The sequence below is a fragment of the Micromonospora sp. BL4 genome (assembly GCF_003667505.1).
GTDB lineage: Bacteria > Actinomycetota > Actinomycetes > Mycobacteriales > Micromonosporaceae > Micromonospora.
In genome coordinates, this window is record NZ_RCVJ01000237.1 from 1 (window position 1) to 23695 (window position 23695).

General features: G+C 70.2%; 26 protein-coding genes. 16 read left to right on the top strand and 10 right to left on the bottom strand.

What is annotated here, in order from left to right; all coding sequences use genetic code 11:
* The first annotated feature begins 222 nt into the window (after positions 1-222).
* Positions 223-615 carry a YciI family protein gene (locus EAD89_RS28905; RefSeq protein ID WP_233579231.1) on the top strand — a complete coding sequence of 131 codons (393 nt, stop codon included), beginning with the start codon at positions 223-225 and terminating at the stop codon, positions 613-615.
* 3 nt (positions 616-618) lie between these two features.
* Positions 619-1881: an RNA polymerase sigma factor gene (locus EAD89_RS28910; RefSeq protein WP_121677899.1), complete on the top strand. Its 1263-nt coding sequence runs from the start codon at positions 619-621 to the stop codon at positions 1879-1881.
* A gap of 16 nt (positions 1882-1897) precedes the next feature.
* Here the strand turns inward: EAD89_RS28910 and EAD89_RS28915 are convergent, their stop codons facing one another.
* On the bottom strand, positions 1898-2998 hold the full coding sequence (locus EAD89_RS28915) for a calcium:proton antiporter (RefSeq protein WP_121653300.1): 1101 nt from the start codon (positions 2996-2998) through the stop codon (positions 1898-1900).
* A gap of 137 nt (positions 2999-3135) precedes the next feature.
* Between EAD89_RS28915 and EAD89_RS28920 the strand changes: the two genes are divergently transcribed.
* The 3 genes from EAD89_RS28920 to helR all read left to right on the top strand — a co-directional run bounded on the left by EAD89_RS28920 (position 3136) and on the right by helR (position 6389).
* A complete protein-coding gene (locus EAD89_RS28920; RefSeq protein ID WP_199733674.1) occupies positions 3136-3498 on the top strand; it encodes a metalloregulator ArsR/SmtB family transcription factor in 363 nt (120 codons plus the stop codon).
* Positions 3495-4016 carry an SRPBCC family protein gene (locus tag EAD89_RS28925; RefSeq protein ID WP_121653302.1) on the top strand — a complete coding sequence of 174 codons (522 nt, stop codon included), beginning with the start codon at positions 3495-3497 and terminating at the stop codon, positions 4014-4016. Before EAD89_RS28920 ends, EAD89_RS28925 begins: the two co-directional genes overlap by 4 nt.
* A gap of 228 nt (positions 4017-4244) precedes the next feature.
* Entirely contained in the window at positions 4245-6389 is a 2145-nt protein-coding gene (gene helR, locus EAD89_RS28930) for an RNA polymerase recycling motor ATPase HelR (protein ID WP_199733677.1), read from the top strand.
* Positions 6390-6396: 7 nt separating this feature from the next.
* On the opposite strand, the gene mug is transcribed toward helR, so the two are convergent.
* Positions 6397-6969: a G/U mismatch-specific DNA glycosylase gene (gene mug / locus EAD89_RS28935; RefSeq protein WP_121653304.1), complete on the bottom strand. Its 573-nt coding sequence runs from the start codon at positions 6967-6969 to the stop codon at positions 6397-6399.
* A gap of 102 nt (positions 6970-7071) precedes the next feature.
* Between mug and EAD89_RS28940 the strand changes: the two genes are divergently transcribed.
* Together EAD89_RS28940 and EAD89_RS28945 are read left to right on the top strand one after the other, a co-directional pair.
* Positions 7072-7815 (top strand): cyclopropane-fatty-acyl-phospholipid synthase family protein, encoded by a 744-nt coding sequence (locus EAD89_RS28940; RefSeq protein ID WP_121677902.1) that lies wholly within the window; start codon positions 7072-7074, stop codon positions 7813-7815.
* Positions 7816-7852: 37 nt separating this feature from the next.
* Entirely contained in the window at positions 7853-8683 is an 831-nt protein-coding gene (locus EAD89_RS28945) for a CPBP family intramembrane glutamic endopeptidase (protein ID WP_147458889.1), read from the top strand.
* Here the strand turns inward: EAD89_RS28945 and EAD89_RS28950 are convergent.
* The 4 genes from EAD89_RS28950 to EAD89_RS28965 all read right to left on the bottom strand — a co-directional run bounded on the left by EAD89_RS28950 (position 8680) and on the right by EAD89_RS28965 (position 10855).
* Positions 8680-8943 carry a hypothetical protein gene (locus EAD89_RS28950; RefSeq protein ID WP_121653307.1) on the bottom strand — a complete coding sequence of 88 codons (264 nt, stop codon included), beginning with the start codon at positions 8941-8943 and terminating at the stop codon, positions 8680-8682. The genes EAD89_RS28945 and EAD89_RS28950 overlap by 4 nt on opposite strands.
* A gap of 173 nt (positions 8944-9116) precedes the next feature.
* Entirely contained in the window at positions 9117-9701 is a 585-nt protein-coding gene (locus EAD89_RS28955; protein WP_233579229.1) for a hypothetical protein, read from the bottom strand.
* Between the two features lie 119 nt (positions 9702-9820).
* Positions 9821-10402: a hypothetical protein gene (locus EAD89_RS28960; protein WP_121677904.1), complete on the bottom strand. Its 582-nt coding sequence runs from the start codon at positions 10400-10402 to the stop codon at positions 9821-9823.
* A gap of 24 nt (positions 10403-10426) precedes the next feature.
* Positions 10427-10855: a VOC family protein gene (locus tag EAD89_RS28965; protein WP_121677905.1), complete on the bottom strand. Its 429-nt coding sequence runs from the start codon at positions 10853-10855 to the stop codon at positions 10427-10429.
* A gap of 120 nt (positions 10856-10975) precedes the next feature.
* Between EAD89_RS28965 and EAD89_RS28970 the strand changes: the two genes are divergently transcribed.
* Positions 10976-11896 (top strand): NAD(P)-dependent oxidoreductase, encoded by a 921-nt coding sequence (locus tag EAD89_RS28970; RefSeq protein ID WP_121677906.1) that lies wholly within the window; start codon positions 10976-10978, stop codon positions 11894-11896.
* Positions 11897-11938: 42 nt separating this feature from the next.
* On the opposite strand, the gene EAD89_RS28975 is transcribed toward EAD89_RS28970, so the two are convergent.
* Entirely contained in the window at positions 11939-12379 is a 441-nt protein-coding gene (locus tag EAD89_RS28975) for a VOC family protein (protein WP_121677907.1), read from the bottom strand.
* Between the two features lie 167 nt (positions 12380-12546).
* Here EAD89_RS28975 and EAD89_RS28980 point away from each other — a divergent pair, with 167 nt between their 5' ends.
* From EAD89_RS28980 to EAD89_RS29000, 6 genes are all read left to right on the top strand, one after another.
* A complete protein-coding gene (locus tag EAD89_RS28980; protein ID WP_158610786.1) occupies positions 12547-13311 on the top strand; it encodes an inositol monophosphatase in 765 nt (254 codons plus the stop codon).
* Between the two features lie 175 nt (positions 13312-13486).
* Complete coding sequence (locus EAD89_RS28985; protein ID WP_121677909.1) at positions 13487-13882, top strand: hypothetical protein; 396 nt, start codon at positions 13487-13489, stop codon at positions 13880-13882.
* 71 nt (positions 13883-13953) lie between these two features.
* The gene (locus EAD89_RS30325; protein ID WP_147458890.1) at positions 13954-14703 is read left to right on the top strand and encodes a hypothetical protein; all 750 of its coding nucleotides are present in this window, start codon (positions 13954-13956) and stop codon (positions 14701-14703) included.
* Positions 14693-14962, top strand: a complete 270-nt coding sequence (locus EAD89_RS28990; protein WP_121677910.1) for a hypothetical protein — start codon at positions 14693-14695, stop codon at positions 14960-14962. The genes EAD89_RS30325 and EAD89_RS28990 overlap by 11 nt, the downstream gene beginning before the upstream one ends.
* A gap of 246 nt (positions 14963-15208) precedes the next feature.
* Entirely contained in the window at positions 15209-15676 is a 468-nt protein-coding gene (locus tag EAD89_RS28995) for a hypothetical protein (RefSeq protein ID WP_233579230.1), read from the top strand.
* Between the two features lie 170 nt (positions 15677-15846).
* A complete protein-coding gene (locus tag EAD89_RS29000; protein ID WP_121677912.1) occupies positions 15847-16434 on the top strand; it encodes a DinB family protein in 588 nt (195 codons plus the stop codon).
* Positions 16435-16651: 217 nt separating this feature from the next.
* Here EAD89_RS29000 and EAD89_RS29005 read toward each other — a convergent pair whose 3' ends face one another.
* From EAD89_RS29005 to metH, 3 genes are all read right to left on the bottom strand, one after another.
* Positions 16652-17197, bottom strand: a complete 546-nt coding sequence (locus EAD89_RS29005; protein WP_121677913.1) for a GNAT family N-acetyltransferase — start codon at positions 17195-17197, stop codon at positions 16652-16654.
* A gap of 228 nt (positions 17198-17425) precedes the next feature.
* A complete protein-coding gene (locus EAD89_RS29010) occupies positions 17426-17620 on the bottom strand; it encodes a DNA-binding protein (protein WP_121677914.1) in 195 nt (64 codons plus the stop codon).
* A gap of 542 nt (positions 17621-18162) precedes the next feature.
* On the bottom strand, positions 18163-21678 hold the full coding sequence (gene metH, locus EAD89_RS29020; RefSeq protein WP_199733675.1) for a methionine synthase: 3516 nt from the start codon (positions 21676-21678) through the stop codon (positions 18163-18165).
* Positions 21679-21940: 262 nt separating this feature from the next.
* Between metH and EAD89_RS29025 the strand changes: the two genes are divergently transcribed.
* Together EAD89_RS29025 and EAD89_RS29030 are read left to right on the top strand one after the other, a co-directional pair.
* Positions 21941-22810, top strand: a complete 870-nt coding sequence (locus tag EAD89_RS29025) for a PAC2 family protein (RefSeq protein WP_121653320.1) — start codon at positions 21941-21943, stop codon at positions 22808-22810.
* 125 nt (positions 22811-22935) lie between these two features.
* Positions 22936-23695 (top strand): GntR family transcriptional regulator (locus tag EAD89_RS29030; protein ID WP_147458891.1); only part of this gene is annotated, 760 nt, incomplete at its 3' end.

Below are 23695 nucleotides of genomic sequence, written 5' to 3' on the forward strand. Positions count from 1 at the left end.
CCCTAACCATCCCCCACCACCCGCCGCGCGCACTGATCATGAGGTTGTCGCCGGGCGGCGCGGCGTGTCGGAACGACAACCTCATGATCGACGCGCGGTGCGGCGGGGGATCCGCGCGGTGCCGGCGGGTCGTAGCGTGTCCGGGTGGGGTGGGTGGCTTCGACGTCTCCGGTGAAGCGACGCCGGGACGGCGTCGGGACAGGAGGGACCATCGTGAAGTACATGATTCTGCTCTACGGCTCGCAGCAGGACTACGACGTGCTGACCGGCCGGACGACCGACCGACCGGCCATGTCGGCCGAGCAGATCGCGGCCATGCACAAGCACATGGAGACGTTCCACCAGGCGCTCGCCGAGTCCGGGGAGCTGGTCGACGCCCGAGGGCTCAGCGAGCCGGTGCACGCCCGCCGTGTGCAGGTGCGCGACGGCGCGCCGGTGGTCACCGACGGCCCGTACCCGGAGACGCAGGAGGTCCTCGCGGGCTACACGATCGTGGAGTGCGCCAGCTTCGACCGGGCCACCGAGATCGCCGCCGGCCTGGTCGACCCCGACGCCCCCGGCGGGTACGTGGACGTGCGGCCGGTGCTGGACGGCGTCGAGGACCTGGCCGGCTGACCGGTGCCGGAGACCGCTCCTGCCGTCGAGGACCTGCTGCGTGCGCTGGCGCCGCAGGTCCTCGGCGCGCTGGTGCGTCGCTACGGGCACTTCGACACCGCCGAGGACGCCGTCCAGGAGGCGCTGATCGCCGCGGCGAACGCTTGGCCGCGCGACGGCGTACCGGACAGCCCCCGGGGCTGGCTGATCACCGTCGCGTCCCGCCGGCTGACCGATCTGCTGCGCAGCGAGCAGGCCCGGATGCGACGCGAGGACGCCGTGGCGCGGTGGGTGCTGCCCGAGCAGTGGCAGGCGCCCGCCGCCGACCGGCCGCCGACCGACGCCGACGACACGCTCATTCTGCTGTTCCTCTGCTGCCATCCGGCGCTGTCGCCGGCCTCGCAGATCGCGCTCACCCTGCGCGCGGTGGGCGGGTTGAGCACCGCCGAGGTGGCCCGGGCGTTCCTGGTGCCGGAGGCGACGATGACCCGGCGGATCAGCCGGGGCAAACAGCGGATCCGGGACAGCGGGCTGCGGTTCGCGCCGCCCACCGGCCCGGAGCGCGCCGACCGGCTCGCCGCCGTGCTGCACGTGCTGTACCTGATCTTCACCGAGGGGTACGCGCGCACCGCCGGGCCGGGGCTGCTGCGCGGCGACCTGACCGCCGAGGCCATCCGGCTGACCCGACTGGTGCACGGCCTGCTGCCGGACGATCCCGAGGTCACCGGTCTGCTCGCGCTGATGCTGCTCACCGACGCGCGCGCCCCGGCCCGGATCGGCGCGTACGGCGAGCTGGTGCCGATGGCCGAGCAGGACCGGGGCCGGTGGCGGGCCGACCAGATCGCCGAGGGGGTCGAGCTGATCACCGCGGCGCTGCCGCGCGGGGTCGTCGGGCCGTACCAGTTGCAGGCGGCCATCGCGGCCGTGCACGACGAGGCGCCCAGCGCGGCGGCCACCGACTGGGCGCAGATCACCGCCCTGTACGAGGTGCTGCTGGGCATCTCCGACAACCCGGTGGTGGCGCTCAACCACGCGGTGGCCGTGGCGATGAGCCGGGGCGCGCCGGCCGGGCTGGCGCTGCTCGCCGAGCTGGCCGACGACGCCCGGCTCGCCGACGATCCCCGCCTACCGGCCGCCCGCGCCCACCTGTGGGAGCTGATCGGTGCACGGGTCGCGGCGCGCGAGGCGTACCGGATGGCGGCGGCACGGTCGACGAACCTCGCCCAGCAGCGCTACCTGAACGCCCGCGCGGACCGGCTGGCGGACGACGCGCCGGCGGCCGACTGACGCCGGCGGCGGCGCGTCAGGGGCTGGCGGCCAGGAAGACGAAGGCGGCCATCAACACCAGGTGTACGCCGCCCTGCAGCACATTGGCCCGGCCCGGCACCACGGTCAGCACCGCGGTCACCGCGGTGAGCGCGAGCAGCGCGAGCTGGGTGCCGCCGAGACCCAGCAGCAGCGGGCCTTCCAACCAGATCGACGCGATCGCTATGGCCGGGATGGTCAGGCCGATGCTGGCCATCGCCGAGCCGAGCGCGAGATTGAGGCTGATCTGCACCCGGTCGCGGCGGGCGGCGCGGGCCGCGGCCAGGGTCTCCGGCAGCAGCACCAGCAGCGCGATGATCACACCCACGAACGCGTGGGGAAGGTTCGCCGCCGCCACCCCGGCTTCGATGGTCGGCGAGACGGTCTTGGCGTCGCCGACCACCGCCACCAGCGCCACCAACAGCAGCCCCAGGCTGACCAGCGCGGCGCGGGTCGTCGGCGGCTTCGCGTGCTCCTCGGCGTCGATCACCCGGCCCTGGCTGTCGACCGGCAGGAAGTAGTCGCGGTGCCGGCCGGTCTGCACCAGCACGAACAGCCCGTAGAGCGCCAGCGACGCCACGGCGGCGAAGGCGAGCTGGGCCGGGCTGAACTCCGGGCCCGGGCGGGCCGTGGTGAAGGTCGGAATAACCAGGCTCAGCGTGGCCAGGGTGATCACGGTGGCCAACGCCCCGCCGGTGCCCTCCGGGTTGAACACCGCCACCCGCCGGCGCAGCGCCCCGAGCAGCAGGGACAGGCCCAGTATCCCGTTACAGGTGATCATGACGGCGGCGAAGACGGTGTCCCGCGCGAGCGACTGGGTCTTCTCCGGTCCGCTGATCATCAACGTGACGATCAGGGCGACCTCGATCACGGTGACCGCGACGGCGAGCACCAGTGAGCCGTACGGCTCACCCACGCGGTGGGCGACCACCTCGGCGTGGTGCACGGCCGCGAGCACCGCGCCACCCAGCAGCGCCGCCACCACCACGACGACGGGCGCGGGTAGCTCCCGCCCCCACGTCACGAACAGCATCAGAACGGCGAGCACGGGTACGGCGACGGTCCAGTCGGTCAGGCGGGAACGAAGCAGGGCGGCCATGCGATAAAGACTGCCAGGTCGGGTGATCATGTGCCCACCATCGACGCAGCGGTTTCGAGCGACGGATGTCTCCCTTGAGGAAAAGTGCGCACCTTCCTACTCGCGCAAACACGTAACTCATCGGTTACGCTTTGGGCGTGGACGAGGTGGCCACCGCGATCGCGGACCCGGTACGGCGGCGCATCCTGACCATGCTGCGCGACGAGCCGCTGGCCGCGGGCGAGATCGCCCAGCGCTTCGCGATCAGCCGGCCCGCGATCAGCCGCCATCTGCGGGTGTTGCGCGAGAGCGGGCTGGTCCGCGACGACCTGGTCGGCCGCAGGCGGATCTACCGCCTCGACCCCGGCCCGCTCGGCGAACTGGTCGACTGGCTCGCCCAGCTGGTCACCGCCGACCGGTGGGAGCGGCACCTCGACGCGTTGGAGACCGAGGTCTATCGAACCCGCCGGGAACGCCGCAGCGGCGGCCCGGCGGAGCACCGAAGGGAGCACACGGCATGACCCGTACACCCGCCGGACGACTGTTTCGCACCGACACCGGCCACGATCTCGTTCTCACCCGGACGTTCCGCGCCCCGGCGGCGGACGTGTGGGCCAGCCTGACCGAACCGGAGCGCACCGCCCGCTGGTTCGGCCCCTGGGAGGGCGACGCCGCGCCCGGGCGGACCATCCGGGTGCAGATGGCGTACGAGGAGCAGCAGCCCTGGTGCGACGTCCACATCGACGCCTGTGAACCGCAGCGTCGACTGGCCGTGTCGATGATCGACAGCTACGGAAGCTGGCTCCTGGAGATGGAGCTGTCCGAGGCGGACGGCAGGACCGAGCTGCGGTTCGTCCAGCACCTCACCAGCGTGGAGGGCATCGCCGAGGTGGGCGCCGGCTGGGAGTACTACCTGGACATGCTGGTCGCGTCCCGGGACGGCTCACCCCGGCCCGAGTTCGACGAGTACCACCCCGCGATGCAGCCCTACTACCAGGCGCTCACCCGATCGGCCCCCGACTCCGCCCGGCACGCCTGAGGCCGCGCCCCGGAGGGCGACGTCTGGGTTCAGGGAAAGCGTCCGCGGGGCGAACGATCACGGGAAAGGAGGGCACACCCACTCCCGCCACTTCTAACGTATAGCGCACCGGGGGGCTTGCGGCAAGACCCCGGTCATGCCGCAGAATCGCCGACCGAGGCCAGGACCTGCGGAAATCGTAGTCACGGTTTCCCCGCCACCTCAGATCGGAGCCGATGAGTGAACCCCCTGACCACCAGCGTGTTCGACCTTCCCGACCACCTCTCTCCCAAGGCCGACCCGGCGCTGGTCGACCGCGACGAGCGGCACTTCGCGGCCCTCGCGGAGAGCCTTGCGGAGTTGCACGCCGAACTGTCCGAGCGTCTCGACACCGCGCGCAAGGCGCCCGGGGGCAAGGGCCGTCAGGCGGTGGACCGGGACATGGAGGTCCGCCGGCTGACCGCTCGCCTGCGCGCACTGAGCCGCTTCGGTCTGGACCTGTGCATCGGACGCATGGTCAGTACGGACAACCCCGAGCCCGTGTACGTCGGACGGCGTGGCCTCACGGACAGCGCCGGTCGTCGGCTGTTGCTCGACTGGCGCTCCCCCGCGGCTGAGCCGTTCTTCGGCGCGACCCACGGCAACCCGATGGGTCTGGCCAGCCGCCGCAGGTATCGCTGGAACCGTGGCCGGATCAGCGACTACTGGGACGAGGTGTTCACGCCGGACGGGTTGGAGGGGCACGCGGCGCTCGACGACCAGTCCGCCTTCATCGCCAGCCTGGGCGGCAGCCGGTCGACCCGCATGCGGGACGTGCTCGGCACCATCCAGGCCGACCAGGACGCCATCATCCGCGCGGGGTCCCGCGGCGCTCTCGTCGTCGACGGCGGTCCCGGTACGGGAAAGACCGTCGTCGCCCTGCACCGCACCGCCTACCTCCTCTACTCCGACCCGCGCCTCGGTCACCGCCGGGGCGGCGTGCTGTTCGTCGGCCCGCACCAGCCATACCTGGCCTACGTCGGCGACGTCCTGCCCAGCCTCGGCGAGGAGGACGTGCAGACCTGCACGCTGCGGGATCTCGTGCCCGAGGGCGCCGCGGCGACCGTCGAGACCGACCCGGAGGTGGCCCGCCTGAAGTCGTCCGCGGATCTGGTGCAGGCGATCGAGGCGGCCGTCAGGTTCTACGAGGAGCCGCCGACCACACCCATGACGGTCACGGCCGGCGACGCCGAAGTGCGGCTGAGCGCCGACGACTGGGCCGAGGCGTTCCGGGCGCCGGGGCCCGGCACCCCGCACAACGAGGCCCGGGACGAGATCTGGGAGGAGCTGCTCACGATCCTGCTGGAGAAGTACGACGGCGACGAGCCGGACGACCTGGTCCGCAGGTCGCTGCTGCAGAACCGGGAACTGCTCACGACCGTCAACCGCGCCTGGCCTCTGCTCGAACCGACGGACCTCGTCGGTGACCTGTGGTCGGTGCCCGCCTACCTGCGCAGGTGCGCGCCCTGGCTCAGCCCCGACGAGATCCGCAAGCTTCAGCGCGGCGACGCCCAGGCCTGGACGGTGTCCGACCTGCCCTACCTGGACGCGGCACGGCAGCGGCTCGGCGATCCGGAGGCGTCCGGGCGCAAACGCCAGCACGACGCCGCTGTCGCCGTCGAACGCGAGCGCAGGGCCACGGTCATCGACGAGCTGATCGAGGCCCAGGTCTACGACGACGGTGAAGGCGTCCTGTCGAGCCTGCGCCAACTGGATCTCCAGGACGCCCTGGTCGACGAGACCGCGCTGCCCGGCGCCGACCCGGACCAGCTCGCCGGCCCGTTCGCGCACATCGTCGTGGACGAGGCTCAGGAACTGACCGACGCGGAGTGGCAGATGTTGCTGCTCCGCTGCCCGTCCCGGAGCTTCACCATCGTCGGGGACCGCGCCCAGGCCAGGCACGGATTCACCGAGTCGTGGCGGGAACGGCTCGGGCGGATCGGGCTCGACCGGGTCGACGTGGCCTCCCTGAGCATCAACTACCGGACGCCGAAGGAGGTCATGGCGGAGGCCGAGCCGGTCATCCGGGCCGCGCTCCCCGACGCCAACGTGCCGACGTCCATCCGCGGCAGCGACGTCCCCGTCGTACACGGATCTGCTTCTGACCTGGGCTCGATCCTCGACACCTGGCTCGCCGCGCACGCCGACGGCATCGCCTGCGTCATCGGTGATTCCACGTTCCCGACGACGTCCCGCGTCCGGTCGTTGACCCCGGAGCTGTCGAAGGGCCTCGAATTCGACCTGGTCGTCCTCGTCGACCCCGAGTCGTTCGGCGCCGGCATCGAGGGTGCGGTCGACCGCTATGTCGCGATGACCCGGGCGACCCAGCAACTGGTCATCCTCACGAGCACCTGACGGGTTCTCACCGCCGGAGCGTCTCCTCGTGCAGCGCCGCGAACTCGGCGGTCAACGCCGGCAGCGGGAAGTGCGCGTTCAGGCCGCTGGGGTTGGGCAGCACCCAGACCCGGGCTGGGCCCAGCCGATCCGGCTGCGGGCCCAGCCCGGCCCGGGGCCGGACAAAGGCGATCCGGTACGCGGTCACCCCGAGGACGGCCACCCACCGCGGCCGGTGCCGCTCGGTCTTCACCGCCAACGCCGCCACCCCGGCCACCAGCTCCGTCGACGTCAGCTCGGCGGCGCGGGCGGTGGCCCGGTTGCTCAGGCTGGTGATCCCCAGTCCCTGCCGCAGCAGTTCGTCGCGTTCCCACGGGCGCAGTTCCCGGTCCGTGAAGCCGGAGCGGTGCAGGGCCGGCCAGAAGCGGCTGCCCCGTCGGGCGAAGTGTTCTCCCACGGCGGCGGAGTAGAGGCCCGGGTTGAAGCCGCAGAACAGCACCCGCAGACCGGGACCGATCACATCCACCAGCCCACGGCCGGCCGCCGCCGCCACCTCCTGCGGGGTCGGCCGCCGGAGGTGCCCCGGCTCGCCCGTGTCCATCCCACCGATCCTGCCGTACGGTCCGCCGCCCGGACACGGCTTCCGGGGCGCCGGGGGCGGCCCGGGCGTGCGCCGTCGATCACGGCTTGACACCCTTGACGGATGCAGTCCATCGACCACCTCGCCACCAGCCGCTACGCCCGGATGCGCTGGAACACCCCACTGTCCGAGGAGCACGCGTCCCTGCTGCTCCAACGGCTCGACGTCCGCCCCGGCTCGCGCGTGCTCGACCTCGGCTGCGGCTGGGGCGAGCTGCTGCTCAGGGCGGTCGCCGCGGGCGGCGTCGGCGGCCCGGTCGCGACGAGGGGCGTCGGAGTCGACACCGACGACACCGCCCTGGCCCGGGGGCGGAGGCTGGCCGCCGGCCGGTCGCTGAACCGGCACGTCGCGTTCGTGATGGGCGAGGCGGCGGCCTGGCATGAGCCGGCCGACCGAGTTCTGTGCGTCGGCTCCGCGCACGCCTTCGGCGGCACCGGCGCAGCCCTCGACGCGCTCGCCACCGTGGTCCGGCCCGGTGGACGTCTGCTGTTCGGCGAGGGGTTCTGGGAGCGTCCCCCGAGCGGGGAGGCCGAGCAGATCTTCGGGGCGGAGGTCACCGATCTGGCGGGCCTCGTCGAGGCCGCGCGTGGGCGCGGCTGGCGGGTCCTGCACCTGAGCACCGCCGACCAGCGGGAGTGGGACGACTTCGAGTCCACCTGGCTCGCCGGTCGGCAGGAGTGGCTGCTGACGTACCCGGAGGATCCCCGCGCGGCGGAGGTCCGCGCGGAACTCGACGACCGGCTGCGCCAGTACGTCACGGTCTATCGCGGAATGCTCGGCCTCGCCTATCTCGTCCTCGGTCGGTGACGGTCCGTTCTTGACCTCGGTCGCTACGGTACGGGTGGTGAGCGGTCGACCTCGCGATCCGCACGTACGTCCCGCCCTGCACTGGCGAATCCTCATGGTGTTCGCCGGCACCGTGCTGGTGTGGCTGTTCGTCTACCACGACGCCCTGCTCGGCCGTGACTACGACCGCCCGACCCATGTCGCCCGAGCCGTCCTCACGACGTTGCTCGTCGTACCCCTGGTGGTGGCCGCCCGCCGGCTGCTGGACCGGCGGCCCTGGACCGGCCTCGGGTTGCCCTCCCTGCGCACCGGCTGGCGGCACCTGCTGCTCGGCATGGCCTGCTGGCTCGTGCCCGCCGCCCTCGGGTTCGCGCTCTGCCTCGGTTTCGGTTGGGTCGAGATCAGCGTGCGCACCTCCGCCGCGGACGCCCTGCGGGTGGCGGCCCTTCTGGTCGTGCTCGTCTTCCTCTACGAGGCGCTGCCGGAGGAGCTCGTCTTCCGCGGCTACCTGTATCGCAACCTCGCCACCCGGTTGCCGGCCTGGCAGGCCGTCACCGGGCAGGCCCTGCTGTTCACCCTGTTCGGATTCCTCGTCGGCGCCGCCACCTCCCCCGACCGACTCCTCCTCTTCCTCGTCTTCGCGCTCCTCCTCGGCGCCTTCCGCGCGGCCACCGGTGACATCTGGGCGGGCATCGGCTTCCACCTGGCCTTCCAGACCGTCGCCCAGCTGTTCGGGGAGGTCGGAGGCGTCTTCGACGTCACCGGAGCGAACGTCCTGAGTCTCGTCGCCCTCGGTGGCCTGCCGTTCTCGCTCGGCTGGATCGCCATGCGACGGCTCCACCGGGACCGCCTGCGGTGGCAGGCCGTCGAACCGGACCACGCTTCCTAGACGGCAGGATTGCCCGGCGGGGTGCGCTGCAGGCGCATGACGTAGGAGATGACGGCGATGGCGAGCGTCTTCAGCACCGAGATGCCGACGACCGTCCAGTACTCGCTGGTGAACGCACCATCCCAGCCGGACACCGCCTCGTAGAGGACCGGCAGTACGGCGATCAGCACGTCGGTGATGAGACCCTGCACGACGGTACGCACGGCCCGGTTGCGGGCGTCGGCCTTCGCGGGCAGGGGTGTGGTGGGGGTGATGGTCATGGGGTGCCTCCTCGGACTTTCCGGAGCCGATGCCCGATGCCGCCGTCGTTGGCGTGTCCAGCGTTCCTCGGCGGAGGAAAGGACCGCCACCGCGCAGACGGGACAGGCCGGGCGTCCATGCCAAAAGGAACAAACCTGGCAGGCCTTGAGTCTCCGGTCCGCAGCGGCGCTGGTCAGGAGTCCGCCGGCACCCCGGCTTCGAGTTGGCCGATCATCGGGGCCAGGAGGTCGTTGAGTTCCCGAGCCAGCACCGTCACGGCTCTGCGCGCCGCTGGCGCCACCGAATCATCCGGCCCGTCCGGGGCCGGCGGCAGATCACCGAGCGGGACCGGCGCGTCCACCTGAAGCACCGCGCGCAGGTGCGGGCTGCGGGTCCGATCCTGCTCCGACGGCGTCGTGTACTGGCCGAACAACTGCGGCCAGTCCCGCCAGCCACGGTCACGCTGCCACTGCTTCGTCCAGGTCAGCTCCGCCGGCCACCGCGAGACGACCGTCACCGCGCAGAGCATGCTCCCGTCCCACGGGCTTCGCGAGCAGGTCGCCGAGATGATCCGCCGGTGCCAGCGGACGAAGCCCGGGGACAGCTCGGCGGCCAACCGCCACGCCGTGGCCGCGAACGCCACCGGCGCGATGTCACCCCAGGTGTCGGCGAACTCGTCGAGCCGACCCAGCACCTCAGCCTCGTAGCGGCCGCGCCCATCGGTGCCATGCTCCCGGTCGAACTGCTCGTCGAGCCAGAAGGCGCGCGGTTCAGGCATCCCCATCACCACCCAACGTCGTGGCATCCATCAGGTCATCCGCACCCGAGCCGCCGAGCACACCATGACACAGGAGGGCGGTCGGCGTGGGAGTAGCCGGGGGCCTGCCGGGGTCGCGCCTAGACGCCCGAACCCGACGCGACGGCTTCCGTGTACGACATCATCAGCGGAGCGCAATCGAGGTTCAGCGCGTGCAGGACCGCATGATGCTGCTCCTCCGCCCTGAGCTCGGAACGACCGAGCGCGACGCCCAGCGCCGCCTCGTCGACCGGCGCGACGCCGAGCGCCGCGGACGCAGCCGGATCGGCCCCGTAGGCGCCCGAAGGTGGGGTCGCGTCCGGCGGATACGGCCGGCCGAGCATGTCGAACAGGATCTCGTTGTCGTCGTCGTCCCAGGTCTCGACGAGATAAGCCTGATCAGACAGGTACTCGTGGTAGCTGCTGCCGTCGCGGAACAGCAGGGCCACCAGCACGTCGGAGTCGAACACGTCGAACGAGGCGGCCACGCTGCCCTGGGCCAGGCTCAGCAGCTGCGCCAGCTTCTCGGTCTCGGCGTGGATGCCGTCCACCCGCGACGGCACGACCGCCCACCGAGACTCGGCGACCGGGATGATCACGGCCGTCTGCTGCGCCGCGGCCACCGCGGCACGGACATCGGCGAGACTGCCCGTGGCGAGAACGGTCTGATAGCTGCTGCCCACGAGCGGAGATCGTACCGGCAGCGGCTAGCCGACGAAAATGCAGAAGGGGTGGCCGGCCAGGTCGGCGTACACGCGCAGTGGCTCGTCCGGGTCGTCGATGCGGTCGTACAACAGCCGGCCACCGAGACGCAGGACGCGTTCGTGCTGGACCTGCAACTCCTCAACCGACTCCACGGTCAGGTCCAGATGTAACTGCTGGGGCACGTCATGCTTCGGCCACGTCGCTTCCGGCAGGTGCTCCACCTGCTGAAAGGCCAACTGGGGTGCGCCCTCGGGGCTCCTCAGCACCAGCCAGTCACGACCGCGCTCGTCCGCCTGCCCCGCCGCCGGCGGCTCGTCGCCGGGTCGGTAGACCAGGCCCAGCAGGCGTCGATAGAACTCCGCCAGGGGCCGCGCGTCGGTGCAGTCGAGCACCACCGAACACAGCCTGGGCACGCTCTCCGGGTCGGCCACGCGTGATCACCTCCACCAGCCATTCTGGTCGTACGACAGGGTCGGCGCATCCGGAGCGGGCCCACGCACTCGCCATGCGGGGTCTTGACAACCACCGGGATCCACCATGGACGATTCAGCGTGCGAATTCTCGTGGTGGGTGGCAGTGGCCTGATCGGTTCGCATGTCGTGGATGTGCTGCGCGAGCGGGGCCATGCCGCGACCACGGTGGCGCGCACGGCCCGCCCGGGCGTCGATCACGCGGTCGATGTCGGGTCCGCGTCGACCGATGACCTACGGCCGCTGCTCGCCGGTCACGACGGCGTCGTGTACGCCACCCGCACGGACGAGCAGCGACCACTGCCCAAGCCGATCTACCCGGTGTTCCGCCGGGACAACGTCGAGCCGGTGGTGCGCCTGTTCACAGCCGCCCGCCAGGAGGGGCTGACCCGCGGGGTCATCATGGGCTCGTACTACACCTACTTTGATCGGCTGCACCCGCAGTTGCGGCTCACGGCCCGCCACACGTACATCCGGTGCCGGGTGGAGCAGGCCCGGGAGGGACGGGCGGCCGCCGGCCCGGATCTGCCGGTTGCCGTGCTGGAGTTGCCGTTCGTCTTCGGCCGGGCCGGCGACCGGCTGCCGAACTGGGCCGGCCCGCTGGACCGTTGGGCACGGTCACGTACTCCCCTGGCCGTCCCCGTGGGCGGCACCGCGGTGGCCTCGGCACGCAGCGTGGCCGAGGTCGCGGTGGACGCTCTGGAGCAGGCCCGTGGTGCGGACATCCCGATCGCCGACGAGAACCTCACCTGGAACGACATGATCGCGCGCATCGCCGAGGCAGTCGGCCGACGTCGCCGCGTCGCCCGCCTGCCCGCCGGCGCGGTAAGGGCCTCCCTGCGACTCGGCGGCGCGCTGCAGGCCCTCAGCCGTAAGGAGTCGGGCGTAAACCCGACCCACCTGGCCGACCTTCTGCTCGCCGACCTGTTCATCGAGCCGACGACCGGCCGATCGCTGGAACCGGCGCTCCGCGAAACCTTCGCCGATGCACCGACGAGGTAGGACGACCGGGCACCCCCTGGGGCGGGGCTCGTTCGGTGGCCTTCAGCTGAGTTGTTCGGCCAGTCCGACGATGATGCCCTCGGGGCCGCGGACGTAGCAGAGGCGGTAGGCGTTCTCGTACTGCGCCACCTCGCCGACAAGTTCGGCGCCGTGGGCGCGCAGGCGGGCGAGGACGTCCTCGATGTCGTCGACGGCGAACATGATGCGACGAATGCCCAGCGTGTTCGCCGGTGCGTCCTTCGGCTCGGCGCTGATCGCCTTCGGCGTGTGGAACATCGCCAGCTCGACGCGACCGTGGCCGTCCGGGGTCCGCAGCATCGCGACGTCCTGTCGGACGTCGTCGATCCCGATGACACGCTCCACCCAACGCCCCTCGATCGGCCCCTTGCCCTCCAACTCCATGCCGAGCTCGACGAAGAACGAGACAGTGGCGTCGAGGTCGTCGACAACGATGAGGACGTTGTCCATTCGCTGGATCGTCATGCTGGGTCTCCCAATTGTTGCTACGGCCACGGTGGCCGCGTCCACCTCTGAGACGGAGTCGCCCGACCGTTCTCGACATCCTCTGCAACGTCGTCTTCGGAAACCTCGTGACGGGGGCAGTCGCCGTCACGCGCCAGCTCCCGCCCCGGCTGATAGCGTCGTCCGTCGTGGACCGCGACGATGACCTGCAACTCGCGTTCGACACGTCGGATCTGGCGGCGGACCTCGCGCTCGCGTACTTCCAGTCTGGCGTTCCCGCAACGCTGAAGGCCGACGGAACGCCGGTCACGGAAGCCGACCGGGCAGTCGAGCGACTGTTTCGCGACACGTTGTCCGCGGCGAGACCGGACGATGCGCTCCTCGGCGAGGAATTTGGTCGACTCGGTGACTCCGAACGGCTCTGGATCATCGATCCGGTCGACGGCACGTCGTTCTTCAGCCGGCGTGACCCGAACTGGCGGGTTCACATCGCGTTGCAGGTCGCCGGGAGCACCGAGATCGCGGTCGTCACCGCTCCCGCGCTGGGACGCTGTTGGTGGGCGACCCGGGGCGGCGGTTCCTTCGAGTCGTCCTGGCCACGCGAGGGTGCCGCAACGAAGCGACTTGAGGTCAGCACCACGTCGATGCTGGCTGATGCTCGACTCGATGCCCTGGACGACGCGTCCAGAGCCCGTCTCCCACCGGGCGCGGCCCGCCCACCGGCGACCCCCCTCCCGCTCGTCGAGCTCGTTCGCGGCGAAATCGACGCCTTCCTGGTGGAGCGGTACCACATCTGGGATCACGCGCCCTGGATTCTTCTCGTCGAGGAAGCAGGCGGCGGTTTCACCGATCGAACCGGAGGACGTGCGGGCGACCAGGGCGGTGGTCTGTACTCCAACGCCAACCTGCACAGCCAGTTGCTCGCCGCGCTTCAGTACCCGGCGCGCCCCTGACCTCCGTAACGAAGACCGGTGGACGAGCAGCCCCGCCTTCGCTGCCGGCTGCGCACCCGATGATCTTCGGTACGACCTCCACGCCGACGGTCATCGGCGCCTTGTCCTGGATACTTCCGGCATGGGCACGCCCTACACTCCTGCGGCCACGTTCCGCCGCACGCAAGCTGAACGGGTGGACCAGCTGCTGTCATGGAATCGGTCGGACCAGGCGTTCTTCGCCGCCGGCGCCTGCCATGTGCTCGCCTGGGTCGCCGCCGAACGGTACGCGTCGGCCGGTTTCGGCATCGTCGGCATGCATCAGCTCGGTCGTCCCCACGTCAGTCACGTGATCATCAGCAACGGCCGCTGGGCCTTCGACCACGATGGGTGGACCCCCTTGCCCGAACTGCTGCGCGCCACTGCCGAGTACGAACCAGACCCGAGCTGGGACCTACTGCCGATCACATCAGCACTTCGACACTTCTGCGCCGCTCACAAGCACCGAACGCCGGAGCAGTACGTGTATGACCCGCTGCCACGCGCCCGGCGATACCTGCACCAACGACCCCGCCCAGCGGACGTGGTCTAGGACCTGAACGCCCGCCTTGGCGAAGCCACGCCTTTTCACCAGCGTTCGACGAGGCCGCCTACCCTGGCCCGGTGCTTGCTGCTGAAGCCCCGAAGATCACTGACTGGATGCAGGCCTGGGGAAGCCTGGCCGGTCTCGTGATGTCAACAGCTGCCGTGATCTTCACCGGTCTGCTCTTCCGTCACGAGATCCACGTGCGCCGAGAGGAGCAACGCGACAAGGAGGCAAGCCAGGCACGACTTGTTTTCGGGCAGGTCTCTGGAGTCTCCACTGACGGTGCGGAGGATCCTGGCCGAGAGCCCAGGCGCCACGAAACTCCCGCCACCCTGCAATGGCTGGTGACCAATCGCAGTTCATCACCAATCATGGATGTCGTTTTCCGCGTGCGTGCCGAGCGGAGCCTGGTCGACTGGTTAGATGCACGTCACGAAGAACTGCTGACGGACAGCCTGAGTGGCGAACTGCAAGTGAATCCGGACCTGTTCTACGTGAAGCGCGGCCAATTTGATCCGCGAACGATTCATTGGGAGTTCGAATTCACCGATGCAGCCGGCCTGCGCTGGGTGCGGGAGCGAGGGTCCCTGCCACGCCGGATCGTGCGGCCCGTGGGCCGCGTTTCTGCGGGTCAGTTGACCAGGGCAGCCCTTTCGTTGCGCTCCACCGACGTGGATGGACGGCGTCTGCGTTGGCTCACCTGGCTCGTCGCCCACTACTTCCGCCGCTTCGGCTTCGGCCCTCTCGACCTACCCCGGTCACGGCGACCCGGGAATCAACCTGGCGACCAGCGGGGACCGCAGACGCCGCCCCGCGATGCGGCGTGAGGAACAGGAACGGCAGGCCATCTACGACCTCGCAAGCCGTCTGACAGACGCTATCGAAGCCGCTGATGCCGGTGACTTTGATGGCCACGAGTTCGGCGGTGGCGAAGCGGTCCTCTACGCCTACGGTCCCGACGCCACCCGACTCTTCGCGGCGATGGAGCCGCAGCTACGAGCCTTCACCGCCAAGCCGGCCCACGCCACCCTCCGCCTCGGCGAGCCAGACGACCCGACCGCCATCGAGCAGCGCATCGATCTATGACCGCCCGATGACCCTTCTCCGGACAGAGTTCTAGACCAACCGTCATGCATGTCCTGGGACGGATCTGTCAAGCATGTGGTGGGACTAGACACGCCGGCAGCCGGCTGCGGTAGGCAGCACCCGGCCGGGCGACGGCGGACCGCCATGATGCGGCAGCGGACCGATGGACGGCTTACCGCCGACCCGGGAAGTGTCTGTGTGCGCCGATACCATCCCCAGCGCTGACCCGCGAGGATGGAGATTTCGGTGTCCGACACTCCCTTGACTGACGCCCGCAACCCCGCTGACGTGGTGACCGGCCTGGTTCATCAGGTCCTTGAGATGGCCCAGACATGGACGCATTGGGACGGGCAGCCGCGGTCGGTGGACGACCGGGTCTACAGCCCGCACAAGGCAATCCGGCGTGTCACCGACCATCTCATCGACCACCTGGCCGAGATCGAGGCGCGAATCGCCGGCGTACCGACGATCCCGGATCACTGGCACGCTTCCGCGATCACCACACCCGCCGACCTGGCGCCGTTCACTCCCGAGGATCTTGACGAGGCGCGCAGCCGGCTGACCCGGCTCGCGCACATTTTTGAGGTCAGGCTTCGACGGCTCTCGGACGCCGAGCTCGACCAGCGGCAAGCCGGTGCCTGGTCGGTTCGGCAGATCGCCTTCCATTTAGAGGAGTCCCTCTACTACGCCAAGGCCATCGGCAGCTTGAGCTGAAGGTGCGTCACAACAACACGCTGGTTGAACGAGGCGCCCTTCAGCACCCCGGCGGCGGCTGTCCAAACTCCGGACCTGCGTGACACATCGGTATCAGGACGTGCGTGACACTCTGCCAAGTGCTGGTCGTAGGTTGAGCCCGCCGGCGGGGCATGGCAGGCTCGTGCCCCATGATCGATGATTTCGCGAAAGAGTACCTGCACCACGACCTGCGAAATACTCGTGAGGTAATGCTCTGGAAGCTCGACGGGCTCTCCGAGTACGACATCCGCCGCCCCCTGACCTCGACTGGAACCAACCTTCTCGGCTTGATCAAGCACCAGACGCTGTCCGAGTCCAGGTACTTCGGCGAGGTCTTCGACCGGCCGTTCCCCGAATCACTGCCCAGGTGGGACGACCTCGGGGCGCGCGGCGACGACATGTGGGCGACCGAGCACGAGACGCGCGAGGAGATCATCGACCGCTACCGCCGCGTATGGGAGCACTCAGACGCGACGATCACCGCCCTCGCCATCGACTCCCCGGGCTACGTGCCCTGGTGGCCACGGCCCCACGTGAAGCTGTTCAACGTCATGGTCCACATACTCACCGGGACCAGCCGGCACGCCGGACACGCCGACATCCTGCGCGAACAGCTCGACGGCTCGACCGGGACAACAGCCGAGTATGCGAACCCGCAGCGTGACGCGGCCTTCTGGGACGCCCAGTGCGCGAAGATCGAGCGGGCCGCCAAAGCGCACTCAAAGCTCGTCACGTAGGTGTCACCTGCCGTTGTCACTTGGCGTTGTATTGATCAACGCCGAGGCGTAGTCGATCAAAGCGGACTGTTTGCCTCGTGAGCTGCTCTTACGCCTGGTGTTGATGGTCAGTGATTGGCATTGCGGGTTTCCCTCAGACGGCCTGGAAGCGGCATGAACTTGGTCCTGCCGGTGCCGCACCTGAGACGTGCCCCAGGCGGCACCGGGCGCACACGGTTTAGGAAGGCGACTGAGGCAGGCTGGCCGAGCGACCGTCAGGCATCGCCTGCGTGAGCGGCAACTCGTAGGAGACTTCCGCGACCAGGGCACCGTCGATGTCCTCGACACGGGAGCCCTCGGGGATGGGCGTCCACCCGAGCTTCCGGTAGAAGCCCTGGGCGCCATGGTTGTCGGCGAGTACCCACAGCAGGGCCCGATCGCATCCCCAGGAGCGCAGCACAGCGAGGCCTTGCTCCATCAGGCGCCGCCCGACGCCCTGCCCCTGCGCCTGCGGGTGCACATGGATAGCGAAGACCTCCCCCCGCTGGCCAGCCTTCTGCAGGAAAGCAAATCCTTGAGGAGTGCCGTCGACGTCGGCCACCAGCAGTTTGTTCGGCTCGGGTGCCTGCGGCAGGTACTCATGCCACCAGGCCGTCAACGATTCTGGTGTCATGGCGTCCAACACCTCGTCGGGTAGCAACCCCCGGTAGGTAGCTTGCCGCGTCGCCAAGTGGACGCGAGCGATCCCAACCACGTCCTGCTGATCACCGAATCGAATACGCATGAACGGTCACGGTACCGGTGCGCGCAAGCAGCGCAGAACCTAAAACCCTGGCACCTGACCTTCCCGCTCAACGTGGACCCCCGGACGGGTGGACAAGGTGGAGCGCCTTACCAGCCGATGTGAGTAGTGCGCTCGCTGTCATCGGCTGTGTGCGGCGGGTTCGCAGGGGGCTCGATCGACGGCAGTTGAGTGCACCAGGCCGGGGCTGGCGACCCGCCGTCGGAGTTGCTACTCGAGCTTGAGTTGATGCTGCTCCAATGCCGCCTCGATAATCGCTAGCGCCTTGGGTCCCATGCCATGGAGCCTCGCGAGTTCTGCTTTGGGCACCCCGGCCAGCTGACTCAACTTGGTGTAGCCGGCGCCGTTCAAGGCTCGTGTGGCCGGTGCGCCGATCTTCGGAAGAGTGTCGAGGGAAGTCGTCATGGCATGACTTTAGAGCGAGCGGGCATACCGCTGTGGCCGTCTCGATCGCGCGTTCTCCTCGGCCATGCTGGTCAGTACGTAGGCAGCATAAGCCTGGTCGCCGACGGCCTCCGCAAACGCAGTGCCTGAATGAAATACCGCTGCGCCAAAGAGCGCCGTGACGTGTCGTAGGCCATCCATCCGATCGGCTCACACAGCACTGCGGTCGCGCTGAACAGCTCCCGCTCAGTTGCTGACGACTTCGCCGCATGAATCTTCGGAATGACGCGACACCTACGCCTCAGTTCTCCTGGACGCCGGGGAGAGCCTCAGGGCCCTGTCGACCTACCTCGGTCACGCCGACCCGGGATTCACCCTGCGGACCTACACGCATCTCCTGCCGACCAGCGAGGACCGCACGCGTCGAGCCCATTGACACCGCGTTCGGTGCGGGCCAGGCCGCCGAGGACGGCCCGGATGTCGTTGACGGCCTGGAGACGGCATGATCATGGTTCAGCAACGCTCCGAACGAGCTGAGGTGCAGGTCAGGGCGCCTGCGCCCGTCACTTGGCGTTGAAGTAGCTGGCCTCCGGGTGGTGGACCACGATGGCGTCGGTGGCCTGCTCGGGCATGAGCTGGAACTCCTCGGACAGCTCCACGCCGATCCGCTCCGACCCGAGCAGCTGCACGATCTTCGCCCGGTCCTCCAGGTCCGGGCAGGCCGGGTAGCCGAACGCGTACCGGCAGCCCCGGTAGTCGTTGCGTAGCAGGCCGGCCAGGTCCGCCGGGTCGTCGTCGGCGATGGTACGGCCGTCGGGCAGGGTCAGCTCGGCGCGGACGCGCCGGTGCCAGTATTCGGCGAGGGCCTCGGTGAGCTGCACGGAGAGGCCGTGCACCTCCAGGTAGTCGCGGTACTCGTTGCGAGCGAACAGCTTCGCCGCGTACTCGCTGACCGGCTGGCCGACGGTGACCAGTTGCAACGCGACCACATCGAGCTGGTCGCCCTTGGGCCGGAAGAAGTCGGCCAGGCAGAGCCGCCGTTCCTGCCGCTGCCGGGGGAAGGAGAACCGGGCCCGCTCGGCGTGCCCGTTCTCGTCCAGCACCACCAGGTCGTTGCCCTCGGAGTACGCCGGGAAGTAGCCGTAGACCACGGCCGCCTCCAGCACCTGGTCGGCGATCAGGCGGTCCAGCCAGTAGCGCAGGCGCGGTCGGCCCTCGGTCTCCACCAGCTCCTCATAGGACGGACCGCTGCCGCCGCGGGCGCCGCGCAGCCCCCACTGCCCGAGGAAGGTGGCCCGCTCGTCGAGCAGCGCCGCGTAGTCGGCCATCGGCACGCCCTTGACCACCCGGGTGCCCAGGAACGGCGGGGTAGGCACTGCCACGTCCGCGGCCACGTCGGAGCGGACCGACGAGTCGTGCAGCTCCGGCAGCGACTCGGTGACCACAGTGCGCTGCCGTTCCCGGCGTGCCCGTCGGGCCGCCAGCGCCGCCTCCCGCTCCGGGTCGATCACCGGCGCGCCGCCGCGCTTGGCGGTCATCACCCGGTCCATCAGGGACAGCCCCTCGAACGCGTCGCGCGCGTAGTGCACCTGCCCGGGGAACGTCGACCGCAGGTCGTCCTCGACGTACGCCCGGGTGAGCGCCGCACCGCCCAGCAGGACCGGCCAGCGCTCCGCGACCCCGCGGGTGGCCATCTCGGCGAGGTTCTCCTTCATGATCACGGTGCTCTTGACGAGCAGCCCGGACATGCCGATCGCGTCGGCCCGGTGCTGCTCGGCGGCGTCGAGGATGGCGCTGATCGGCTGCTTGATGCCGATGTTCACCACCTCGTAGCCGTTGTTGGACAGGATGATGTCGACCAGGTTCTTGCCGATGTCGTGCACGTCCCCGCGCACGGTGGCCAGCACGATGCGGCCCTTGCCGCCGTCCTCCGTGGTCTCCATGTGCGGCTCCAGGTAGGCCACCGCGGTCTTCATCACCTCGGCGGACTGGAGCACGAACGGCAACTGCATCTGCCCCGAGCCGAACAGCTCGCCGACGACCTTCATCCCGTCCAGCAGGATGTCGTTGATGATCGACAGCGGGGACCGGCCGCCGGCCATCGCGGCGTCCAGGTCGGCCTCCAGGCCGTTGCGCTCACCGTCGATGATCCGCCGCTTGAGCCGCTCGTCCAGCGGCAGCGCGGCCAACTCCTGCGCCCGGCTCGCCCGCGCGCTGGTCACGTCGACCCCCTCGAAGAGTTCGAGGAAACGCTGCACCGGGTCGTACCCCTCGCGGCGCCGGTCGTAGACCAGGTCCAGCGCGACCTCGCGCTGCTCCTCGGGGATCTTCGACATCGGCAGGATCTTGCTGGCGTGCACGATCGCCGACGTCAGGCCGGCCTGCACGCACTCGTGCAGGAAGACCGAGTTGAGCACCTGCCGGGCCGCCGGGTTGAGGCCGAAGGAGATGTTCGAGATGCCGAGGGTGAAGTTGACGCCCGGGTAGCGGCGGGCGATCTCCCGGATCGCCTCGATGGTCTCGATGCCGTCGCGGCGGGTCTCCTCCTGCCCGGTGGCGATCGGGAAGGTCAGCGCGTCGATGAGGATGTCGGAGCGGTCCATCCCCCAGCGGCCGGTCAGGTCGTCGATCAGCCGCGCCGCGACCCGGACCTTCCAGTCCCGGGTACGTGCCTGCCCCTCCTCGTCGATGAGCAGCGCCACCACCGCCGCGCCGTGCTCCCGCACAACCGGCATCACCCGCGCGTACCGGGAGTCGGGGCCGTCGCCGTCCTCGAAGTTCACCGAGTTGACCACGCACCGGCCGCCGAGCATCTCCAGCCCGGCCTCCACGACGGCCGGCTCGGTGGAGTCCAGCATGATCGGCAGCGTCGAGGCGGTGGCGAACCGGCCGGCCAGCTCCCGCATGTCCTGGGTGCCGTCGCGGCCGACGTAGTCGACGCACAGGTCGAGCAGGTGCGAACCGTCGCGCGCCTGGCTGCGGGCGATCTCCACGCAGGCCCGCCAGTCCCCGGCCAGCATCGCCTCCCGGAACGCCTTCGAGCCGTTGGCGTTGGTCCGCTCCCCCACCATCAGCACCGACGCGTCCTGGGCGAACGGCACCGGGTGGTACACCGAGGAGACGCCCGCCTCGTGCCGGGGCTCGCGCGCCGGGGCGGTGACGCCGTGCAGCCGGTCGGACAGCATCCGGATGTGCTCGGGAGTGGTGCCGCAACAGCCGCCGACCAGACCCACGCCGTACTCGGTGATGAACCGCTCCATGGCGTCGGCCAGCTCCACGGGAGTGAGCGGGAAGTACGCCCCGTCGGCGGTGAGCACCGGCAGGCCGGCGTTCGGCATCACCGACAGCGGGATGCGGGAGTGCTGCGACAGGTACCGCAGGTGCTCGCTCATCTCCGCCGGGCCGGTGGAGCAGTTGAGCCCGATCAGGTCGACCCCGAGCGGCTCGATCGCCGCGAGCGCCGCCCCGATCTCGCTGCCCACCAGCATCGTGCCGGTGGTCTCCACGGCGACGTGGCAGATGATCGGCACCGACTCGCCCAGCTCGGCCATCGCCCGCTTCGACCCGACCACCGCGGCCTTGACCTGGAGCAGGTCCTGGCAGGTCTCGATGATCAGCGCGTCCGCGCCGCCGACGATCAGCCCGGCGGCGTTCTCCTGGTACGCGTCGCGCAGGGTGGCGTAGTCGGCGTGCCCGAGGGTGGGCAGCTTGGTGCCCGGCCCGATCGAGCCGAGCACGAACCGGGGCCGCTCCACGGTGCTGGCCGCGTCGGCGGCCTCCCGGGCGATCCGGGCACCCGCCTCGGACAGCTCCCGGATGCGGTGCGGGATGTCGTACTCGCCGAGGTTGGCCAGGTTGGCGCCGAACGTGTTGGTCTCCACGCAGTCCGCGCCGGCGGCCAGGTAGGCGTCGTGCACCCCCCGAACCACGTCCGGTCGGGTGACGTTGAGGATCTCGTTGCACCCCTCGAGGCCGTCGAAGTCGTCGAGCGTGAGGTCCGCGGCCTGCAACATCGTGCCCATCGCCCCGTCGGCGATGAGGATCCGATCGGCCAGCACATCCATCAACGAAGTCCGCACCCGTTCAGGTTAGTGCGGCCGCCATCGAACCTGACCGCCGTCCGCGCCCGATCCCATATTGTGTCAGCGGGATCACCCTGTCCGGTTCGTCGTCGAATGCCCGGTCGTCGGTCGGGCCGACCGGCGCGGCCGACGGGCCGCGCCCCGGCCCGGCACGTAGGCTGACGGACGTGAAGGACAACAGGGACGCCACCGTGCCCCACGGCCCGACGACCGGGCGCGGTCCCGGTGTCGGCCGCGACGACCAGGGTGAGGTGACGGCGTGACCGAGTTCGACGGACTGCCGGTGCTGCGGTCCCCGGTGGCCATCGCGGCGTTCGAAGGCTGGAACGACGCCGCCGACGCGTCCACCGCGGCGGTCGAGCACCTGGAGCAGGTCTGGAACGCCCGGCAGGTCACCGAGCTGGATCCGGAGGACTTCTACGACTTCCAGGTCAGCCGGCCGACCATCACGATGGCCGACGGAGAGACCCGCCGGGTGGAGTGGCCGACGACCCGGTTCATGGTGGCCAGCCCGGAGGGCACCGAGCGGGACGTGGTGCTGATCCGGGGCATCGAGCCCAGCATGCGCTGGCGGACGTTCTGCGAGCAGGTGCTGGAGATCTGCCACAGCCTCGAGGTGGAGCGGGTGGTGCTCCTCGGCGCGTTGCTCGCCGACGTGCCGTACACCCGGCCGCTGCCGATCAGCGGCAGCGCCTCCGACGCGCAGGCCGCCGAGCGCTACCAGCTCACCCCCACCCGGTACGACGGGCCGACCGGCATCGTCGGCGTGCTGCACGACGCGTGCACCCGCGCCGAGGTGGACGCCGTCTCGTTCTGGGTGCACGTGCCGCACTACGCCAACAACCCGCCCTGCCCCAAGGCCACCCTCGCCCTGCTGCACCGGGTCGAGGAGGTCGTCGACCTGCCGGTGCCGATGGCCGACCTGGCCGAAGAGTCCGCCGAGTGGGAGCAGCGCGTGCGCAGCGCCGCCGAGCAGGACGCCGAGTTGGGCGAGTACGTCCGCGAGCTGGAGGAACGGGTCGGCGACGAGGGCATCACCCCGCTGACCGGTGACGAGATCGCCCAGGAGTTCGAGAAGTACCTGCGCCGTCGGGGCGGTTCCGCCGGCCCCACCGCCGGTTCCTGGTAACGCCTCTCCGCGTTTCGTGCGGGCCCCGGACCTTCTGGTTCGGGGCCCGTTTCCGCGTGTCCGGGGTAGCGCGGTCACACCCCCTAGGGCATCCTAGGAACCTAGCTGTGATCAAGGAGGCGGGTATGCAGATCAACCCCGGGGCCGCCGAGTTCCCGCACCGGCAGATCGCCGCGCAACTCAAGGCCCAGGTCCGCCGCGGCGACTGGGCGCCCGGCGAGCGACTGCCGTCCATCCCGGCCATCGCCGAGATGTTCGGCGTCGCCAAGCAGACCGTGCAACGCGCCGTCGACCAGCTGCGGGTCGAGGGCATCCTGATCACCAAACCCGGCTCCGGTACGTACGTCCGCGGCACCCGCCGCCGACTCAACCGGCTCTCCCGGGGCCGCTACGGCGGCTTCCGCGGCTACCACACCGACCTGGCCGCCCGGTACCGGCAGCAGCTCGTCTCGGTCGGCCGATCCCCCGCCCCGGCCGAGGTCGCCGACGCGTTCGGGGTGCCCGACGGCACCGACCTGCTCTGCCGTCGGCATCTGGTCCGCACCGACGACTCCCCCGTCGAGGTGGGCGCCTCCTGGTTCCTGCCCACCGACACCGCCGGCACCTCCCTGGAGCGCGCCGAGGCGTTCGGCCGGCCGCTCTACCAGGAGGCCGAGGAAGCCACCGGGCGACGGTACGTTTCGGCCACCGACACGATCAGCGCCCGTCAGCCCAGCCGGGAAGAGGCCGAGACCCTCCAGATCCGGCCCGACACCCCGGTGCTGCACCTGCTGCACGTCGCGTACGACGCGAACCGCAAGCCGATCGAGGTCGCCCAGGCCACCTGGCCCGGACCGATGACCACCCTCACCGAGGAGTACAAGATCCCCGGCCCCACCCCGGACC

What these genes read in the sequence shown, in the direction of transcription:
- EAD89_RS29000 (WP_121677912.1), top strand. Translation starts at nt 15,847, where the DNA reads ATGATCGATGATTTCGCGAAAGAGTACCTGCACCACGACCTGCGAAAT.
- EAD89_RS28940 (WP_121677902.1), top strand. Translation starts at nt 7,072, where the DNA reads ATGCAGTCCATCGACCACCTCGCCACCAGCCGCTACGCCCGGATGCGC.
- EAD89_RS28955 (WP_233579229.1), bottom strand. Translation starts at nt 9,701, where the DNA reads ATGCCTGAACCGCGCGCCTTCTGGCTCGACGAGCAGTTCGACCGGGAG.
- EAD89_RS28990 (WP_121677910.1), top strand. Translation starts at nt 14,693, where the DNA reads ATGCGGCGTGAGGAACAGGAACGGCAGGCCATCTACGACCTCGCAAGC.
- mug (WP_121653304.1), bottom strand. Translation starts at nt 6,969, where the DNA reads ATGGACACGGGCGAGCCGGGGCACCTCCGGCGGCCGACCCCGCAGGAG.
- EAD89_RS29005 (WP_121677913.1), bottom strand. Translation starts at nt 17,197, where the DNA reads ATGCGTATTCGATTCGGTGATCAGCAGGACGTGGTTGGGATCGCTCGC.
- EAD89_RS28925 (WP_121653302.1), top strand. Translation starts at nt 3,495, where the DNA reads ATGACCCGTACACCCGCCGGACGACTGTTTCGCACCGACACCGGCCAC.
- EAD89_RS28905 (WP_233579231.1), top strand. Translation starts at nt 223, where the DNA reads ATGATTCTGCTCTACGGCTCGCAGCAGGACTACGACGTGCTGACCGGC.
- EAD89_RS29010 (WP_121677914.1), bottom strand. Translation starts at nt 17,620, where the DNA reads ATGACGACTTCCCTCGACACTCTTCCGAAGATCGGCGCACCGGCCACA.
- EAD89_RS28950 (WP_121653307.1), bottom strand. Translation starts at nt 8,943, where the DNA reads ATGACCATCACCCCCACCACACCCCTGCCCGCGAAGGCCGACGCCCGC.
- EAD89_RS28975 (WP_121677907.1), bottom strand. Translation starts at nt 12,379, where the DNA reads ATGACGATCCAGCGAATGGACAACGTCCTCATCGTTGTCGACGACCTC.
- EAD89_RS28915 (WP_121653300.1), bottom strand. Translation starts at nt 2,998, where the DNA reads ATGGCCGCCCTGCTTCGTTCCCGCCTGACCGACTGGACCGTCGCCGTA.